We start from the raw sequence: 17,773 nt of genomic DNA on the forward strand, positions 1-17,773 counted from the left end.
CTGACATTGATACGCGGCTGTGACCGTTTCGGGATCTGCTGCTCATCAACGACTCCCGCAGCCCGACTGGCCCGTGTTGGACCTCGCAGCTGCCGAATTACCTTGCCAAAGCAAGTATTTCGTCGAAGCCACCGACCACGGCGTCATGGAAAACGTCGTAGTCGGGAATCGCAGCGGTGTCGATGTTCAAACCGACCCCACAAGTATCGACGTAGGTGAGCAGTGTGACATTGACTGCCGCACCGATGGTGGGGCCGAACGCGTATTGCGCGCATACCGCGGCACCGCCGAGGAACACCGGCACGGGGACGCCCGGCACATCGCTGGCCACGAAATCCACGTGGCGCAGCACCGAGCCGATGTACCACCGCGGAGCCAGGTTGAGTACCCCCGCGATCAATTGCGTGTATGGCAGCGATCTTTCCTTGCGTACCGCTGCGGTGCGCTGGCGTATCGCCTTGATCCGCTTGTCCGGATCGGGCTCGCCGACGGGAATGTCGAAGCGCATCAGCGTGATCCGGTTCCCGCCGATGTGGTCGTCTTTGGTCCGCAGACTGATCGGCATCGTGATGTGCAAGTCACCCACCGCCACGCCGTGTTTCTCGTGGTAGATGCGTAGGCCGCCCGCGACCCCGGCGACGAAGGCGTCGTTCAGCGCCCCACCGCAACGGTGCGCCGCTTCCCGAAGCGGCCGCTTCGGGATCTGGTGCACCCCGAGGCGACGGATCAGGCCGCGATCCGTCGTCAAGCATGACCCGGGTCGGTTTATCGGCCGGACGGTCCGGTAGACCGATGCCGCGGTGGTGGCCGCGGACCTGATGGTTGCGACGGGACGCCGAACGCCGTCGTACATGACCCGCGGCACCCGGGTGGCCATGCCCGTCAGGGCGGTGTTGAGCAAGCCGGTGTCGTAGCGCACGGCATCGCGGTAGCCGCTCAGCGGCGAGGACGCCGTGGCCTGTGGCTCGGGGGGCATGGGTTCAAGGGGGTAAATATCCTCCGAGAGATCGAACAGGTGCATTGCGATCTGGATTCCGCCGACCCCGTCGGTGAGCGCGTGATGAAATTTGCAGATCACGGCCGCTCCACCGTTTTCCAGACCGTCGATGAACGTGGTTTCCCATAACGCGCGTGCCCGATCGAAATCCTGCATCTCGGCCACTCGCGCCACTTCCAGCACGTCGTCGAGAGTTCCGGCGCCGGAAATGGTTTCCTTCCGCAGGTGGTAATCCAGCTCGAAATCCCGGTAATGCTCCCACCGCGGCGGAGCCGGCGGAGGTGACTGCACCACCCGCTGCCTGAACATGGGCAGTTTGCGGCTGATCAGGTCGAACCGCTTACGCACTTCGTCCCAGTCCGGAGTTCGGTCCAGGAGTACGACGCTGACCACGGTCGACCGCAGCCGAGGGTCACTCTCCATCGCCCAGGTGAACGCGTCGCTCGCGCGCATGAATGCAGCCATATCAGTGCTCCTTGCACTGAAGGTACGACAGCGCGCGCTCTAGGTCACCCGGTTACCGGCAGGTGATGACTTTGGTCCTCACAGATTGCGCCTTTCGTCGACTCCCGGCTCCCCGTTTTCGGGGGTCGCCCTACAGAATCGCTTCGCTCTCCTTCGCCTTGGCGATGTCGTCCCAGTCGATGTCGAGTTCCAGCAGGATCTCTTCGGTGTGCTGCCCATGCTCCGGGGCGCGTGCCGGCGCCGGTGGCGTCTCGTTGAATTGTACTGGTGCGGCAACGATCCGGTATTTCTCGCCGTGGTCGTCTACGTTGGTGACCACATATCCGTTGGGTTCGACTTGCGGGTCGTTGAGGGTTTCCCGCGGCGTCGCCAGTGCACCCCACACGCCCGGCTCGTCCTTGAGCACCGCCTGCCAATGTGCGAGGCCGTGGCGCGCGAAAGTATTCGCCAGCAGCTCGGTCGCCACTGTCGCATTGGCGATCAAGTTGCCCGATGGGACGAATCGTTCATCGTCGGCGAGTTCCGCCAGGCCGACGCGCCGGCAGAAGCCCGCCCAGAATTTGTCGGGCTGTAGGAACACCAGCTGGATCCATCTGCCATCTTTCGTCTTGTACCGGTTGACGAGCGGATTGATGGCCAGGCCGGGCGGTGCGCCCGGGATCCCCTCGATATCAAAGAAATCGGCGGCTGAAATCGACGGCGCTATCGACCACATCGCCTGCGCCAGCAGCGAAGAGTCGACAATGGCCGGTTCGCCGGTGCGTTCCCGGTGAAACAACGCGGCGCAAACCCCGCCGGCCAGCGTTGCCCCGCCCTGTAAGTCACCGAAGCCGGGCCCCTGGACCGCGGGCGTCTCACTGCCGAATGGCGTCAAGGTGTAGGCGACCCCACCGCGCGCAAGATACGTCGCGGCGTCGAATCCGCCGCGATCGCGATCGGGGCCCCGGACGCCCAGGCCGGTGCCGCGCGCGATGATGATCTTCGGATTGAACGAGCGGATCTCCTCGACGGTCAGTCGGGCCCGGTCGAGTGCGCCCGGTAGCCAATTGGTCAAGAACACATCCGCACTGGCCAACAGCCGCCCGAACAGCTCGCGACCCGTTTCCGACTTGATGTCGATGGCGATGCTGCGCTTGCCGCGGTTGCCCAGCTCGAGAATGAAGTCGGCATCCGGCCGGGCCGCTTGCCGGGTGAAGCCCCCGACCACCAACGCGCGGCCCGGATCGCCCGCGCTGACGCCCTCCACCTTGATGACGTCGGCACCCCAGTCCGACAGGGCGGCACCGGCAGAGGGCACATAGGTCCACGACGCCAATTCGACAACCCGCACACCGTTAAGCACTCCGCCGTGCACTCCGGACATCGCCATCTCCCTCGCCGCGCCCATTCCTTGCTATTTTAGATATTCTAGCTAGTCTTGGGCGTAGTGATAGCCCATCTGCAGGTCAGCGCAGGTTTCGTGGAAGAGATGCGATGGAGCCGACCGAAGGTCTCGTTTGCCCACCCGCCGCGATGGCCGCATGCAGCAATCCGGCGCGGAAGGCTCAGAACCGATTTATTTCCGCTGCAACATCGGGCTGCCGCAGCGAATGCCGTTGGGCCCCAATGGTCGTGATGTAGGCACACGGACGAAGGACGGGCGATGGGCAGGGTAACGGGCAAGGTGGCCGTGATCAGCGGCGCCGCGCGCGGTCAGGGCCGCTCGCACGCGCGAATGCTGGCCGCCGAGGGTGCGGACATCATCGCCGTAGACCTCTGCACGGACATCGACACCAATGAGTATCCGCTGGCCCGCGCCGAGGACTTGGACGAAACGGCGCGGCTGGTGGAAAAGGAGGGGCAGCGCGCGCACACCGCGATCGCCGATGTTCGCGACCGCGTCGCACTGTCCGCGGCCATCGACGAGGGCGTCGCCGAATTCGGCCACCTCGACGTCGTGATTGCCAACGCCGGCATCTGCCCACTGACCGCGGGCCTGCCACCGAAGGCTTTCGCCGACGCGGTGGACGTTGACCTCATCGGCGTGCTCAACCTGGTCCATGCCAGCCTCAAACACCTGGAGGCCGGCGCGTCGATCGTCGTGATCGGTTCCAACGCCGCCTTCATGTCGTCGATGAACACCACCGGCATCGACGGCGGCCCCGGCGGAGCGGGCTACGCCTTCGCGAAACTGGCTGCCGCGCACTACGTCAACGACTTTGCCCTGGCACTAGCCCCGTTCTCCATCCGGATGAACGCGGTGCATCCGACGAACGTCAACACCGACATGTTGCACAGCGCGCCGATGTACCGGGCCTTCCGGCCCGACCTGAAGGAGCCGACCCGCGAGGACGCCGAACCCATCTTCCCGTTCGTCCAGGCGATGCCTATCCCCTACGTCGAGCCCGAGGACATCAGCGAGGCGGTGCTGTTCCTCGCATCCGACGCCGCGCGATATATCACCGGTCAGCAACTCCGGGTCGACGGCGGCGGTTTTCTCAAGGTCAAGCCATGGTCGGGCGCGTGACGGCAGCGACACCAATCGGGTTGCACCACAACGGGACTACGCGATGACTGCCGACCGCTTGATGCAACGGCGCCTGTACGAACTCATGGTGCTGATGAAGGCAGCCGACGACCGGCTGTCCAAGGGCATCGGCACCGGCGAGTTCATGTGCGTGTACTGGCCGTCATGCGGTCAGGAGGCGATCGCGGCCGCGATGGGCGTCGCGCTGCGGCCCGAAGATCAGCTCGTGACCACCTACCGTGGACTGCACGACCTCATCGGCAACGGAGTGCCGCTCGAAGAGATCTACGGCGAGATGATGGGCCGAACGGTCGGTGCAAGCCGAGGCAAGGGCGGCACCATGCACATCGCCAAACGCGAGGCCGTCGTGATGCTTTCGACCGGCATCGTCGGCGCCGGTGAGCACGTCGAGGCGGGGACGCCGATTTATGTGATCGCGACGGAGAAGGCGGAACAGGAAATCGAAGCGCGAGCGTCCGGCACCGTCAGCTGGACGGGCCAGGTCGGGACCACCTACGTCATCGGAGCCGAAATCGGCGTCATCACGTCATAACGAGGAGAGGTAAACCCCATGGATCTCAACGAGACCCGCGAGAGAATCATCTACCAAAAAGACGGTCCCATCGCGAAAATCACGCTCAACTGGCCGGAGAAGGCCAATGCTCAGGACCAGAAACTGGCCGAGGAGGTCGACGCGGCGCTGCTGGACGCCGACCGCGACTACGACATCAAAGTGCTGGTCCTCAAGGCCAACGGGAAGGGCTTCTGCTCTGGACACGCCATCGGCAACAACGCCGTCGACTATCCGGCGTTTGTCGAAGGTGCCATGAAGATGGGTCACCCGTGGAAACCGCAGAGCGACCTGTTCGTCAAGCCGACACTGAATCTGTGGGAGTTCGCCAAGCCCACCATCGCGCAGGTGCACGGATACTGCGTCGGCGGCGGCACCCACATGGGTCTGACCACCGACATCGTGATCGCCTCCGAGGATGCCTATTTCTCCTACCCGCCGCTACAGGGCTTCGGCATGCCATCGGGCGAATGTTCGATCGAGCCATGGGTTTTCATGAACTGGCGGCGTGCCGCCTACTACTTGTTCCTCGCCGAGGTCATCGACGCCAAGAAAGCACTCGAGGTCGGTCTGGTCAACGAGGTCGTGCCGCGTGACCAACTCGACGACCGGGTCGACGCCATCGCCCGGCACATCGCCCAGGCTCCGATGACGACACTGCTGGCGACCAAGGCCAACCTGAAGCGGGCCTGGGAACTGATGGGCATGCGGGTGCACTGGCAGAGCTCCAATGACCTGGTTGCCCTTGCCTCGATCAGCAAGGACGTGCAAGAACTCATCCAGACCGTGTTCAAGGACAAGGTACTGCCCTCCGAGCAGGCCCGCCGGCAGGCCGCGGCAGCCGCCCAGACCGACGGCGCCGCAACGACTTAGGATCGCTGGTGAACATCGCCGATCACGCGATCACAGCCGCAGAGTCGCCGGCCCTGGTCACCGACGTCGGCACGATCTCGTTCGGCGACCTGTATGCACGCAGCCAACGGGTGGCCGCCGTATTGCACGACGCGGGACTGCGCCGCGGTGACGGTGTGGCGCTGGTCCTGCCGAACCGGCCCGAATTCTTCGAAATCACCTGGGGCGCACAGCTTTCTGGGCTCTACTACACCGCGGTCAACACCCATTTCATTCCGGACGAGGCCAGCTACGTCATCGACGACTCGGACGCCAAGGCCGTCTTCGTCGATGCCTCGATGCCCGAATTGGCCGCGCACATCCGCGACGTCAACGCGACATTGGTCGCCAATTTCTCGGTCGGCGGTCCCCTGCCGGGCTGGCTATCCTATGAAGACGAACTGGCGGCGGCGGGCGACGCCCCACCGCTGTCGGACGGATCAGAGATGCTCTATTCGTCCGGCACCACGGGACGGCCCAAGGCGGTGCGGCGACCTCTTCCCGCCGACGGCAACGGGTCCTGGGCGCAGTCGGTGCTCGAGATGGCGCTGGTTCATAAATACGGGATGAGCTCGTCGAGCGTGTACCTGTCCCCCGCGCCGCTGTATCACGCCGCGGGAGTGAACTACACCATGGCGGCCCACCGCGTGGGCGCCGCGTCGATCCTCGTGCGCAAGTTCGACGCCGAGGCGGTACTGCGTCTGATCGAGGCCCACCGCGTGACCCACGCGCAGTTCGTACCGACGATGTTCGTGCGCATGCTCAAGTTGCCGGCAGCGGTCCGGGAGAGCTACGACGTGTCCAGCTTGCGCTGCGTCATTCACGCGGCCGCACCGTGCCCGGTCGATGTCAAGCACCGGATGATGGAGTGGTTCGGACCCATCATTCACGAATACTACGGCGGTACCGAGGGATTCGCGGGGACCACGATCGGGCCGCAGGAGTGGCTCGCGCATCCCGGTTCGGTGGGGATTCCGATGTCAGCGGTGCACGTGATCGGTGAAGACGGGCGGGAACTTCCCGTCGGCGAGTCCGGCGAGCTCTATTTCGAGGGTGGGCCCGACTTCGAATACTTCAAGGATCCCGCCAAGACCGCATCGGTGTACAACGACCGCGGGTGGCGGTCGCTCGGCGACATGGGCTATGTCGACTCAGACGGGTTTTTGTATCTGACCGACCGGTCGACCTTCATGATCGTCTCCGGCGGGGTCAACATCTACCCGCAAGAGGTGGAGAACCTGCTCGTCATGCATCCGAAGCTGGTCGACGCGGCGGTATTCGGGATACCCAACGACGAATTCGGCGAAGAGGTCAAGGCCGTCGTGCAGCCGGCCGACGGCGTGGTGGCCGGGCCCGAGCTCGAGACCGAACTCATTGAATACTGCCGGGCTCACCTGGCCGGTTATAAATGCCCGCGCACCGTCGAGTTCGACTCCCTGCCGCGCGACCCGAACGGAAAGCTGTACAAGAAACGCATCCGCGACCGCTACTGGCAAGGGCGAGTATCGCGGATCTTGTGATGTGACACGAGGGATGACGAGATGGCGGTAGGAATGGGCAACGAGATTTCCGACGCGCAAGCCCCGCGGCGGGCGGAGGTGAATTGGACGCCGCTAGCGGTGCCCTGGGCGGTCCAGACTGCCGACCGAATCCCTAAGCAGCGCTACTACGATCCGGAGTTCTATGCGCTGGAGGCTCAGATGTTCTGGCCGCGGGTGTGGCAGATGGCCTGCCGGCTCGAGGAGATTCCCAAACCCGGCGATTTCGTCGAATACGAAATCCTGGACCAGTCGGTCATCGTCGCCCGGGTAGACAATCGCAGCGTGCGGGCCTACCACAACGCCTGCCGCCATCGCGGCGTCAAACTGGTGGAAGGCCAAGGGAATCGGCGCACCTTCGTGTGCCCGTTTCACGGCTGGTGTTGGGGCATCGACGGTCGCAACACGTTCGTCCTGCGACCCGAAGCGTTCGCGGAAGAGAACCTGGCCGCCGATGACCTGGAGCTGGTGTCCGTGCGCTGTGAGCTTTGGGGCGGCTGCGCGTGGATCAACTTCGACGGCGACGCACCACCGTTGCGTGACTGGATGGAGCCGTTCGCGTCGATTTACGATGCGTGGCAGGTGGACTCGCTGCGTGTTGAGTGGTGGCAGTCGTGCCGGCTGCCGGTGAACTGGAAGTTGGCGACTGCGGCGTTCATGGAGGGCTACCACGTCCCGCAGACCCATCCTCAGCTGCTGCCGTCCGCGCAGACCGCCGAGCCCACCGCGGCGATACATCCGGTCGTCGCGAGCAGCCTGTACTTCATGCGCACGCTCGGCGACGGCATGGGCGGCATGACGCACGAGAACGACATCCGCATCGCCGAGGGCCTGCAGAACATCGAGTTGCCGGCCGATCCGGCCGCGGCGATGGCGCAGTGGCGCAGCGCCCTCAACGATGCCGTCGTCAACTGGCACCGTGCCCGCGGCAGTGGCATGCCAGATCTCAATGACCTGGTCCGCCGCGGGATAACCGATGCGATCGGATTCGCCTTCCCGCATCACTTCATCCTGCCGACGTATAGCAGTGCATCCTCGTATCGCATCCGACCGCTAGGGCCCGAGGAGACGCTGTTCGAGATCTGGTCTCTCACCCGGTATCCGGCGGATGCGTCGGCGGGCAAACCCATCCCTCCGCAGCCCATGGCGCCCGATGATCCGCGCTGGCCGCCAATCCCCGCCCAGGATTTCTCCAACCTGCCGAGACAGCAGAAAGGCCTGCACTCCAAGGGCTTTGAATTCATGCGGTTGTCGGACCAGATCGAAGGCCTGATCTCGAACTTCGAACGGGTCATCGACGGTTTCTTGGCCGGCTTACCGTACGCCACCCTGCTGCCCGCCATCCAGAAGACCAACACCACCATCGATGTACCGATCGCCGATCTCGGCTTCGGCTCGGAGGAGCCATGACTGTGCGGTGGGACCACTCGGCGGACCTGGTCATCGCGGGCAGCGGCGGGGGCGGCATGGTCGCCGGCCTGGCCGCACTGGACTGCGGGCTCGAGCCGCTGATCATCGAGAAACAGTCGCTGGTCGGCGGCTCGACGGGGCTTTCGGGCGGTATCATCTGGCTGCCGAACAACCCGTTGATGCGGGCCGCCGGCATCGTGGACTCGCACGAGGACGGCCTGGCCTATCTCGCCGATGTGGTCGGCGATATCGGTGCGCCGTCTTCCCCCGAACGACGCGAGATGTTCCTGACCGCTGGCTTCGAGATGATCAACTTCCTCACCCGCAAGGGGGTCGAACTGATCCGGTGCGCGGGATGGAGCGACTACTACCCGAACCACAAGGGCGGCAACGCGTCCGGCCGCGCCGTCGAGGGAATCCCGTTTGACGCGGCGAAGCTCGGGACCTGGAGCGACAAGGTGCAGCCGCCACTGGCCAAGAACTACGGATATGTGGTGCTCACCAACGAGTTACGGTCGGTCCAGTATTTCAACCGCGCGCCGCGGGCCTTCGCCGTCGCCTCGCGGGTATTCCTGCGCACCGCGTCGGCGCGGGCCCGGCGACGTCAGATCCTTACCAACGGCGCATCGCTTATCGGGCAGATGCTCAAGGCGCTGATCGAGCTCAGCGACGGAAATCCCCCGCTGTGGACCGATGCCGCGATGGCCGATCTGGTCGTCGACGGCGGCCGAGTGGTCGGCGTTCGCATCGTTCGCGACGGGAGACCGTTGAATGTCCAGGCCCGCAAGGGAGTGCTGCTGGCCGCGGGCGGCTTTGGCCACAACAAGGAAATGCGCCGCCGGTACAGCGGTGACCAGCCCAACGAGGGGAAGTGGTCGATCGCCAACGCCGGCGACACCGGTGAGGTGCTCGAGGCGGCGATGCGGCTGGGCGCCAAGACCGACCTGCTGGACGAGGCTTGGTGGCTGCCTTCGGTTTTCATCGCCAACGGCGGCGCCGTCGGCGCCTCCCTCGGCTCCGGGCGCCAGCGACCGGGCGCCATCTATGTCGACTCGACCGGTCGAAGGTTCTGCAACGAGTCCAACTCCTACGTCGAAGTCGGCAAGGCCATGTATGCGAACAAGGCCGTACCGTGCTGGATGATCTTCGACGAAGGATATGTGCGCAGGTACGTCACCAGCGCCAATCCGTTGAAGCGCAACCAGCCGCTACCCCCCGAGCTGATCGAGTCCGGTGCCGTCAAGCGGGCGGCGACGATCCCCGACCTGGCCCGCGAGATCGACCTTCCCGCCGACGAACTGGCGAGCGCGGTGCATCGATTCAACCAATTCGCGGCCAAGGGCCTCGATCCCGACTTCGGCCGCGGTCAGTCGGCCTACAACGACTGCCTGGGCGACCCCGGGTACCGACCCAACGCCGCCATCGGCCCGCTCGACGCCGCACCGTACTACGCCACCAGGGTGCTCCCCGCCGATGTCGGAACATGTGGTGGCGTTGTCACCGATGAGCACGCCCAGGTTCTCGACGAACAGGATCGGGTGATCGAGGGCTTGTATGCGACCGGCAACACCACGGCGACGGTGATGGGGCGAACGTATCCGGGCGCCGGGGCGAGCATCGCCAGCTCCATGGTGTTCGGTTACGTCGCAGCGCGCCATGCGGCGGGACGCAAGATCGCAGGCGAGATGGCCCGCTAGGCGGGCACTGTCGAGCGTGAAGGGTGTTTCACGTTGGCGGGCAATCCTTCTCGTCGCGGTCGACGAATTCACGCGGCTTCATGCCCGACTGCATCAGCTCGGCCCGCCTCGCCTGCACATCGGACGCGGCACCAACCATGTTGGTCAGGATGTGGCTGACTTGAAGGTGCACCCGCATGCCCATCAATTCCCACGCGCGCTTCACGTTGTTCTTGACCGCCATCAATGTGGTCAGCGGAATTTGGGCGATCGTGCGCGCCATCTGCTCCACGGTGTCCTCGAGGGCGTCGCGTGGAACCACCCGGTTGAGCAGCCCCCACTCGAGGGCCTGCTGCGCGGACAGGGTCGGGGCCAGCAGCAGCCAGTCCATGGTGCGATGCCAGTTCATGAGCAGCCACGGCTCGATCATCGTGTGCCCGCCGGGTTCGCCGAGGCTTTGGGCAAGTGGCATCTGGAAATACGCGTCCTCGGAGGCGACACAGAAGTCGGTCAGCAAGCCGAGATAGATCCCGCCACCCATGCAATATCCATGGATTTGCGAGATGGTCGGCTTGGGGAATTCCCACAGATACAGCGTCGGCCACAAAAACAAATCAGCGGTGCCTTTGTAAAGGTCCTCGAACGTGTCCCCGAAGTCCGGATACGGGTTTTCGTCCGGGCCCCAGCGCGCGACATGGCCGCCGCAGAATCCCTTACCGTTCGCCTTGAGAATGACGACCTTGATGTCCTTGTCGCGGTCGGCCTCGTGCAGGCACTCGTCGACCTCGCTGACCAAGACGGCATCCTTGGTGTTGGCCTTGTCCACCCGGTTCAGAATGATCCGCGCAATCGGCGGTTCGCGCTCATAGATGACCGCGTTCAGGACACGCCGCTCCATCCTGGTGACACTACCGGACACCGCCATTCCCCGAATTCGCTTTTGCGGTTGCGCAATGGTGGCAGGAGGAGTGAAGTGTATGGAGGCGCCGGACCATTACGAATAGGGCTGCGATGACTACTCCGTCGGACCGAGCGGCACGGCTGGACCTGGTGGCCAGGCTGCAATCCTCCTATCCCGAACTCCCGGACGCTCCCACGCCGGATCTCATTGACCACGAACGCTTCATCGCCTACGTCAAGACTCCCCACGACGTCGGCGGCGAGCCGGACGCTCCCATCGAATTCGAGAACAAGCAGTATGAGATTTGGGAGCACAACACCTACGTCATGTGTGAGGTGCTCGGCTGGCGTGGGATCTGGTTGTCCGAGGAACGACGGCGGATGGGCAATGTGGACCTGGGCCGCACCATCTATCTCGGCCTTCCCTACTACGGACGGTGGTTGCTGGCGGTCGCGCGCGTCCTCGCCGAAAAACATCACATCGGCCTGAGCGAATTGGCCGAACGCATGTCCGAGGTCAAGGCCCGCTACGCGGGAGGCCTGCACGGAAAACCCTTGGAAGCCAGGCCCAAGTCCGAAGGCGACCCCGCCGCCGTCACTCGCAACCGGCACCACCGACACGCCGTCGGCAAGGGCGACCCACAGGTGTACGCCGGACAGGCCGGCCCGCCGAAGTTCAACGTCGGCGACAAGGTCGTGGTGCGCGAGCTGCCGGTGTTGCTCTACACCCGCACGCAGGAGTACGTGCGCGGGGCGACCGGCGAGATCGCGGTCGTTTCATACGAAAGCCCCGCCGCCGAGGATGAGACCTGGGACGGGGCGGATCAGCCACCTGAATGGTTCTACATCGTTCGCTTCAACCTCTCCGAGTTATGGCATGGCTACGCCGGACCGGACAACGACACATTGCAGACCGAGATCCCCGAACGATGGCTCGAATCAGCCGAATAGCGCCCGAAAGGACCTCCGCATGACCGCCCACGAGCACGAACACGATCACGAGCGCACCGCCGCGCCCGTGGTGGACGAGATCACCGACTTCGAGGTTCTCGAGATCGCGCTTCGCGAATTGTGCATCGAGAAGGGCATTTTCACCGCAGAAGATCATCGCCGCTTCACCGAGTTCGCGGAGCAGATCGGCCCAACTCCCGCGGCGCGCCTGGTGGCTAAGGCTTGGCTCGATCCGGCTTTCAAGGAGCTGGTGCGCGCCGATGCGCTCGCCGCCAGCAAGGAGGTCGGCGTCGACTGGCTGGAACCGACCGGTTTTGGAACCCCGAGTGACTTCACCGCCCTGCACGTGCTGGAAGACACCCCGACGCTGCATCACGTGATCGTCTGCACGCTGTGCTCGTGCTACCCGCGCCCGATTCTGGGCAATTCGCCGGAGTGGTATCGCACGCCCAACTATCGGCGCCGCATCGTGCGCTGGCCGCGCCAAGTGCTCGCGGAATTCGGCCTTATCCTCCCGGAAGACGTCGAGATCCGGGTGGAAGATTCCAACCAGAAGCATCGGTTCATGGTGATGCCCGTCCGTCCGGACGGAACGGAGGACTGGACCGAAGACCAACTCGTCGAAATCATCACGCGCGATTGTCTGATCGGCGTCGCATTACCCAAGCCGGGGGTGACCACCAACGCGGTCACCCAGACGCGTCGCGCCGTCCACCCCATAGCCGACTGATGCGAGGTCAAAGATGAGCGCCGCGAACCCACCGCACCCCACGCGCGACGCAGTCGTCGAGCCGCTGGCGAAAATCATTGCACGCAACCAGGTCTGGAGCCGCATGGCGGCTAAGTACGGTGTCGGTAACCCGGTACCACCGTGGAAGACGAGCCTGGACGGGCTCTGTGACGCGCTCGACGGCAGCGAGCGCGGCGCTGAGGTGCTCGGTTTCGCCGCCCGCCGTGGCGAAGAGGACGCCCTTTCGGCGACCATCTACGCCGACATGCCGTATCCGGAGAATCGGTTGATGGCATTGGCCCACTCGCTCGTGGTGCGCGGCGTCATCGACGAAGCGGAACTCGAGGAGCGCCTGGCTGCGGTGCGGGCCCGGCTGCAAGCCTGAGCGCAGCGGCCGACTCGCAGCGATAAATAGGGTTGCCGACGCCGTTTTCCCGGATCGGCTTCCGATACGCTACGCTGGCAGCAACGTTGGCTTCACAACACTGCATGCCAACCCCGTCGTGGAACGCTTCCTCATCCCACTGGTGCCGACGAAGAACGTCGAACTCGTCACCAAGATGACCCGTGCATCCCGCACTAGCTTGTCTCGCGGCGATCGATTTTGCCATCCGGCAATCTCGCCACCTTCGTGCCGATGCCGCGCGACGTTTTCGTTTGCGGCATGGCGCCACCGATGCCTGAAAGGCACCGAAAAGTGACTACCAGCAACACCTTCGCCGAACTCGGCGTGCGCGCTCACCTGGTCGACGCGCTCGCTGAACGCGGCATTGCCCAACCATTTCCGATTCAGGTCAAGACCCTGCCCGACACCCTGGCCGGTCGGGACGTGCTCGGTCGCGGAAAGACCGGCAGCGGCAAGACCCTGGCCTTCTCGATCCCGCTCGTCAGCCGGCTGTCAGAGGGAAGCCGGCACCGATCGCGGCCCTCGGGCCTGGTGCTGGCGCCCACCCGGGAGCTGGCGACGCAGATCACAGCGACACTCGAGCCGCTGGCGACGGCCTGCGGCCTGCGGATCACCACAATCTTCGGCGGCGTCTCACAAAGCCGTCAGGTCGCTGCGCTGAAGTCCGGCGTCGACATCGTGGTGGCCTGTCCGGGCCGGCTCGAGGATTTGATGAAGCAGCGGTTGATCAGCCTGGATGCCGTCGAGATCACCGTCATCGACGAGGCCGATCACATGGCCGATCTCGGCTTCCTACCCGGCGTCACCCGAATCCTGGCCGCTACCCCGAACGGCGGCCAGCGGCTGCTGTTTTCGGCCACCCTGGACAACGGCGTCGACAAGCTCGTGCGGCGATTCCTCCGAAACGAGGTGCTGCACTCGGTCGACGAGGCCAACTCGCCGGTATCGGAGATGACCCATCACGTCTTCCACGTGGCCAATGCCGACGCCAAGAAAGAGGTGGTGCACCGGCTCGCCTCCGGCACCGGTCGGCGGATTCTGTTCATGCGCACCAAGCACCAAGCGCGCAAGCTTGCCAGGCAGCTCACCGAAGCTGGTGTTCCGTCAGTTGACTTGCACGGCAACCTGTCTCAGCCCGCACGCGAGCGCAACCTTGCGATGTTCGCTTCGGGTGGCGCCCGGGTCCTAGTGGCGACCGATATCGCTGCGCGCGGCGTCCATGTCGACCAGGTCAAGCTCGTCGTGCACATCGACCCACCCAGTGAGCACAAGTCCTACCTGCACCGCTCGGGGCGCACGGCGCGGGCGGGAAGTGCAGGTGACGTCGTCACCGTGGTGCTGCCCGAGCAGCGCCGCGACACCCAGCTGCTGATGCGCAAGGCCGGCATCACGGTCGCCCCTCAGCAGGTGACCGCCACCTCCGAGGCGGTGCAAGCGCTCGTAGGCGAGGTAGCGCCCTACCGGGCTCCTGCACCCGCCGCTGCGCCGGCGCGCACGCCCGCGCAGCATCGCACCAACACCGGCGGCCAGCGGCGTCGCCGGACCGGCCGGTCGCCGAGGACCAATCCCACACCGACCGAATCGGCGATATCGCACCGTAGCGGTGCGCCTGGGCGCCGGCCGGAACGCCGCCGCGCGAGCCGTGCGCAAGGCGGTGCCGGCTAACCCACCGGCCGCTTCAGCGCCGGGCCAGCAGCCACGCCTGACCGTCGCCTTCGTCTGCGTCGATCAAGTCCAGGCCGGCGAAGGCGGCGGGCAATTCGCCGGCCGCGGCGCGGAAAGCGCCGGGACCGGGCCCGACCTCACTTAGTGCGGCGATCGCGAGCAGCCCACCCGGCGCCAGCCGCTCGATAATCGTCCGGTCGAGGCGCGGGTCCCGGAACTTACAGCAGACGACCACATCGACCGGCGTCCCTGCCGGTAGACCGCCATCGAAATCGACGACCGCGAAACGGCAGCGGTCGGCCACCGCCGCGCGCTGGGCCAATTCCCGCGCCTGGCCGATGGCCACCGGGGAGACGTCCAATCCGACCACCTGCAGACCGCGTGCGGCCAGCCATACCGAGCCGGTCCCTTGTCCGCAGGCGAGATCGAGAGCCCTGCCGGCCGTGGGAAACAGGTCCGCATGGCGCGCGAAAACGGAGGGCGGCCCAACCGAACTCAATGGTGGCGGCCCCTTCGCCGCGTACCGTTCGTCCCAGCGATGCCGGTCCGTTTCGCTCATGGGCGCCACTCTAGAACCCCTCCGAGCGCCCGCGGTCGGCCTTTTTCTAGACATCTGTCTGTAAGCGGCGACCTCGTTACGCGGCCGCTCGGAGCGTGGCGGCGAGACACGTTTCTACACTGGACGAGTGTCTAGAGACGCGTCGTTCCCGGCCGTTGGCGGTGAAGCGAGCGGCGCGGGCACGGCTCGCCGATCGGATCGTCGGCCCGGGCAGACCATTCGCAAGGTGCTCGATGCCGGGCTGGCGGAACTGCGCGAATCTTCGTACGCGAACCTCACGATGCGCGCGGTCGCGACTCGCGCCGGGGTATCGCCGGCTAGTGCCTACACCTACTTTCCGTCCAAGAGCGCGCTCGTCGCGGCGGTGTATCTGCGCTTTCTGCGCGACTTGCCGCTACATATCGATGTCAACGACACGACCAAGACCCGGGTCAGCGCCACGCTGCGCGACATGGCGGTCGTCGTCGCCGATGAGCCGGAGCTGACCGCCGCCTGCGGCGCCGCCTTGATGGCCGACGATCCGGCGGTCGCACCGCTGCGGGAGCAGATCGGCGAAGAGGTGGCCAAGAGGATCGGCGCCGCGCTGGGTCCGGGTTGGCCGCGAGCCGTGAAATCCACGCTGCAGATGACCTTCTCCGGCGCGCTGATGACCGCCCGGTTCGTCAGCTTCGCCGAGATCTCCGGACAGCTCGACGAGGCGGTCAACCTCATCCTGGGCGCATCGGTGGCGTGAAGGTTGCCGTACTGCGCCGAGCCTCGGATGCGCAAGGCTCGATCGCGTCAGGCGACCGGGCCGGATCCGGCTTCGAGCGCTTCCACAGCGGCCTCGACGTCGGCGAGGATCGTCGGCCCGTAATGATTCACCACCTGCCCCAGCGCGCGGGCGAGGTGCGGTGCGACGGCACCCGCCGCGAGCACTTCCTCGGCCAGGACAATGCCTTTCACGACGTGGGCGGCGCTTACGTGGCCGGCGGGGGTGATCTCGTATCGCCAGTCGCCGATGAGGATCTGTTCGGGCTGCGACCGGAAAAAGCCCCGCCGCGCGGGAATCGTCGCCACTCCCGGAACGCCACCGAAAACCTTCAGTACCAGTGCAACTCCCCCGGGACCGGCCAATGCGCCCCCAACCGCCCGACTGACTCGCTCGGGATCGAAGCTCGCCATCAATCGCTCATGGGCAGCACGAACGACGGTGTCAGCCTTTGCGGTTCACCCCCACGGCGCACCGCCGTCCCGGCGACATAGAACTCGACCGTGTGATGTCCCCACGCATAATTCGAGATGGCAAAGTGCACCCCGACGACGCCGTTGCCGCCGTCGCGTTCCGCTTCAGTTTGCATGCGCGCCATCGCGAGTTCCCGAGCTTGGTAGCTGCCTTGGGTCCACTGCGGCATCTCCGCGTTGCGTCCCACTTGACCGAGGGTGCGCAAGAAGCCTTGCACGGCAATGTGAAACACACAGTTGCCCATCACGAAAGCGACCGGGGCGAACCCGGTCCGCAAGAGGGTCGTCAGATCCTGACCGGACAGGTGGCTGGTGAAGGCCTGTCCGTTGGGACGCCGATACGAGCCGGGCTTCTCCACGTACCGCACCGCAGTGCCCACGGCGATGAACTCGAGGTGCTCGCCCTCACCCTGGTGGCGCCATTCGAGGCGGACGCCCACTACCCCGTCAGCACCCAGCGCGTCGGCCTCCGCCTGCATTCGTGACATCGCGTTCCAGCGGGCGCGGTAGGTCGCGTCGGTGAGCACGGGAAGTTCGGATTGTTGCCTGATCCCGGTGAACTGATAGCCCACGTGGTAGACCGAAACCCCCATCACCAGCTCGATGGGTTCGAATCCGGCCCCGTGCAGCAGAGCGAACTCATTGATCGACAGGTCGGACGTGAATACCTCACCCGCGTGGGAGAGTCGTTCGCTGGCGATCGGATCAAGCGGGTTCGGTTGCATCGTGGAAGACCCTCCTGCGGTTGGCCTGGATAGCGTAGGTCCCGCGAGCGCCACGCATACGCATAACGTGCGATTTTACCGGGAAGCTCGGTCGGCACCGACCGTCCGCGGCGCACCTCGTCATGACCTTGCGATCACCGGGCCGCCCGGCCTAGGACGCGGCCGGTCAATAGTTTGCCGGCGCCCCAGGGCGGTGCTTCACTGTGCTACAGATACTGTGCTACAGATCAGGTGGTGAATGTCGGGCACCGACCACGGTCCGGCTGCGTGGTGATCGCGGTAGCGCATTAGTGCGGTGTTTGGCGGTCGAGGCGACCGACGAAACCGTCTGCCGCAACCGAGGATTCGACCTTCTTACAGCACGCGACAAATCGCCGGCGAGATAGATGCCGCGTAGCGGATCTCACCGTATCGAGCAAACGGACACCGGGTGATTGGGCGGAATGCCCCTTTGCACCGATCGGCGCGCCCGGCCCGCCGTCACCGCCGCGGCCCGGGCGGGTAAGCGCCTCGACGGTTGCGCCCGCTGGAAATCGGTGGTTGCGTCTGCATCGTCGAG

At 65.2% G+C, this 17,773-nt stretch carries 17 protein-coding genes; 11 read left to right on the forward strand and 6 right to left on the reverse strand.

The window, feature by feature from the left end; all coding sequences use genetic code 11:
• Nucleotides 1-97 precede the first annotated feature (97 nt).
• Both AC5Y4F_RS16255 and AC5Y4F_RS16260 read right to left on the reverse strand, forming a co-directional pair.
• Nucleotides 98-1,462 (reverse strand): wax ester/triacylglycerol synthase domain-containing protein, encoded by a 1,365-nt coding sequence (locus AC5Y4F_RS16255; RefSeq protein WP_499997602.1) that lies wholly within the window; start codon nt 1,460-1,462, stop codon nt 98-100.
• Between the two features lie 130 nt (nt 1,463-1,592).
• A complete protein-coding gene (locus AC5Y4F_RS16260; RefSeq protein ID WP_499997698.1) occupies nt 1,593-2,831 on the reverse strand; it encodes a CaiB/BaiF CoA transferase family protein in 1,239 nt (412 codons plus the stop codon).
• A gap of 273 nt (nt 2,832-3,104) precedes the next feature.
• Between AC5Y4F_RS16260 and AC5Y4F_RS16265 the strand changes: the two genes are divergently transcribed.
• From AC5Y4F_RS16265 to AC5Y4F_RS16290, 6 genes are all read left to right on the forward strand, one after another.
• Nucleotides 3,105-3,968 carry a mycofactocin-coupled SDR family oxidoreductase gene (locus AC5Y4F_RS16265; RefSeq protein ID WP_067933684.1) on the forward strand — a complete coding sequence of 288 codons (864 nt, stop codon included), beginning with the start codon at nt 3,105-3,107 and terminating at the stop codon, nt 3,966-3,968.
• A gap of 94 nt (nt 3,969-4,062) precedes the next feature.
• The gene (locus AC5Y4F_RS16270) at nt 4,063-4,521 is read left to right on the forward strand and encodes a thiamine pyrophosphate-dependent enzyme (RefSeq protein ID WP_369829695.1); all 459 of its coding nucleotides are present in this window, start codon (nt 4,063-4,065) and stop codon (nt 4,519-4,521) included.
• Between the two features lie 18 nt (nt 4,522-4,539).
• A complete protein-coding gene (locus AC5Y4F_RS16275; RefSeq protein ID WP_067933686.1) occupies nt 4,540-5,412 on the forward strand; it encodes an enoyl-CoA hydratase-related protein in 873 nt (290 codons plus the stop codon).
• 8 nt (nt 5,413-5,420) lie between these two features.
• Entirely contained in the window at nt 5,421-6,950 is a 1,530-nt protein-coding gene (locus tag AC5Y4F_RS16280; protein WP_499997603.1) for an acyl-CoA synthetase, read from the forward strand.
• A gap of 78 nt (nt 6,951-7,028) precedes the next feature.
• The gene (locus AC5Y4F_RS16285; RefSeq protein WP_499997699.1) at nt 7,029-8,378 is read left to right on the forward strand and encodes an aromatic ring-hydroxylating oxygenase subunit alpha; all 1,350 of its coding nucleotides are present in this window, start codon (nt 7,029-7,031) and stop codon (nt 8,376-8,378) included.
• The gene (locus AC5Y4F_RS16290) at nt 8,375-10,075 is read left to right on the forward strand and encodes an FAD-binding protein (protein WP_499997604.1); all 1,701 of its coding nucleotides are present in this window, start codon (nt 8,375-8,377) and stop codon (nt 10,073-10,075) included. The genes AC5Y4F_RS16285 and AC5Y4F_RS16290 overlap by 4 nt, the downstream gene beginning before the upstream one ends.
• A gap of 28 nt (nt 10,076-10,103) precedes the next feature.
• Here the strand turns inward: AC5Y4F_RS16290 and AC5Y4F_RS16295 are convergent, their stop codons facing one another.
• Nucleotides 10,104-10,952 carry an enoyl-CoA hydratase-related protein gene (locus AC5Y4F_RS16295; RefSeq protein WP_499997605.1) on the reverse strand — a complete coding sequence of 283 codons (849 nt, stop codon included), beginning with the start codon at nt 10,950-10,952 and terminating at the stop codon, nt 10,104-10,106.
• A 113-nt stretch (nt 10,953-11,065) separates the two neighbouring features.
• Between AC5Y4F_RS16295 and AC5Y4F_RS16300 the strand changes: the two genes are divergently transcribed.
• The 4 genes from AC5Y4F_RS16300 (at nt 11,066) to AC5Y4F_RS16315 (ending at nt 14,706) form a co-directional block, all read left to right on the forward strand.
• Entirely contained in the window at nt 11,066-11,905 is an 840-nt protein-coding gene (locus AC5Y4F_RS16300) for an SH3-like domain-containing protein (RefSeq protein ID WP_499997606.1), read from the forward strand.
• 19 nt (nt 11,906-11,924) lie between these two features.
• A complete protein-coding gene (scnC, locus tag AC5Y4F_RS16305; protein WP_499997607.1) occupies nt 11,925-12,635 on the forward strand; it encodes a thiocyanate hydrolase subunit gamma in 711 nt (236 codons plus the stop codon).
• Between the two features lie 13 nt (nt 12,636-12,648).
• Nucleotides 12,649-13,020 carry a thiocyanate hydrolase gene (locus AC5Y4F_RS16310; protein WP_499997608.1) on the forward strand — a complete coding sequence of 124 codons (372 nt, stop codon included), beginning with the start codon at nt 12,649-12,651 and terminating at the stop codon, nt 13,018-13,020.
• Nucleotides 13,021-13,332: 312 nt separating this feature from the next.
• Nucleotides 13,333-14,706 (forward strand): DEAD/DEAH box helicase, encoded by a 1,374-nt coding sequence (locus AC5Y4F_RS16315; protein ID WP_067933841.1) that lies wholly within the window; start codon nt 13,333-13,335, stop codon nt 14,704-14,706.
• A gap of 13 nt (nt 14,707-14,719) precedes the next feature.
• Here the strand turns inward: AC5Y4F_RS16315 and AC5Y4F_RS16320 are convergent, their stop codons facing one another.
• Nucleotides 14,720-15,265: a class I SAM-dependent methyltransferase gene (locus tag AC5Y4F_RS16320; protein ID WP_067933703.1), complete on the reverse strand. Its 546-nt coding sequence runs from the start codon at nt 15,263-15,265 to the stop codon at nt 14,720-14,722.
• Nucleotides 15,266-15,392: 127 nt separating this feature from the next.
• On the opposite strand from AC5Y4F_RS16320, the gene AC5Y4F_RS16325 reads away from it, so the two are divergent.
• Nucleotides 15,393-15,998 carry a TetR/AcrR family transcriptional regulator gene (locus AC5Y4F_RS16325; protein WP_067933705.1) on the forward strand — a complete coding sequence of 202 codons (606 nt, stop codon included), beginning with the start codon at nt 15,393-15,395 and terminating at the stop codon, nt 15,996-15,998.
• A 47-nt stretch (nt 15,999-16,045) separates the two neighbouring features.
• Here the strand turns inward: AC5Y4F_RS16325 and AC5Y4F_RS16330 are convergent, their stop codons facing one another.
• Both AC5Y4F_RS16330 and AC5Y4F_RS16335 read right to left on the reverse strand, forming a co-directional pair.
• On the reverse strand, nt 16,046-16,429 hold the full coding sequence (locus tag AC5Y4F_RS16330; protein WP_499997609.1) for a DUF5073 family protein: 384 nt from the start codon (nt 16,427-16,429) through the stop codon (nt 16,046-16,048).
• Complete coding sequence (locus AC5Y4F_RS16335) at nt 16,429-17,214, reverse strand: heavy metal-binding domain-containing protein (RefSeq protein WP_499997610.1); 786 nt, start codon at nt 17,212-17,214, stop codon at nt 16,429-16,431. Before AC5Y4F_RS16335 ends, AC5Y4F_RS16330 begins: the two co-directional genes overlap by 1 nt.
• Nucleotides 17,215-17,773 lie beyond the last annotated feature (559 nt).

This window comes from Mycobacterium sp. NGS56 (genome assembly GCF_059812425.1).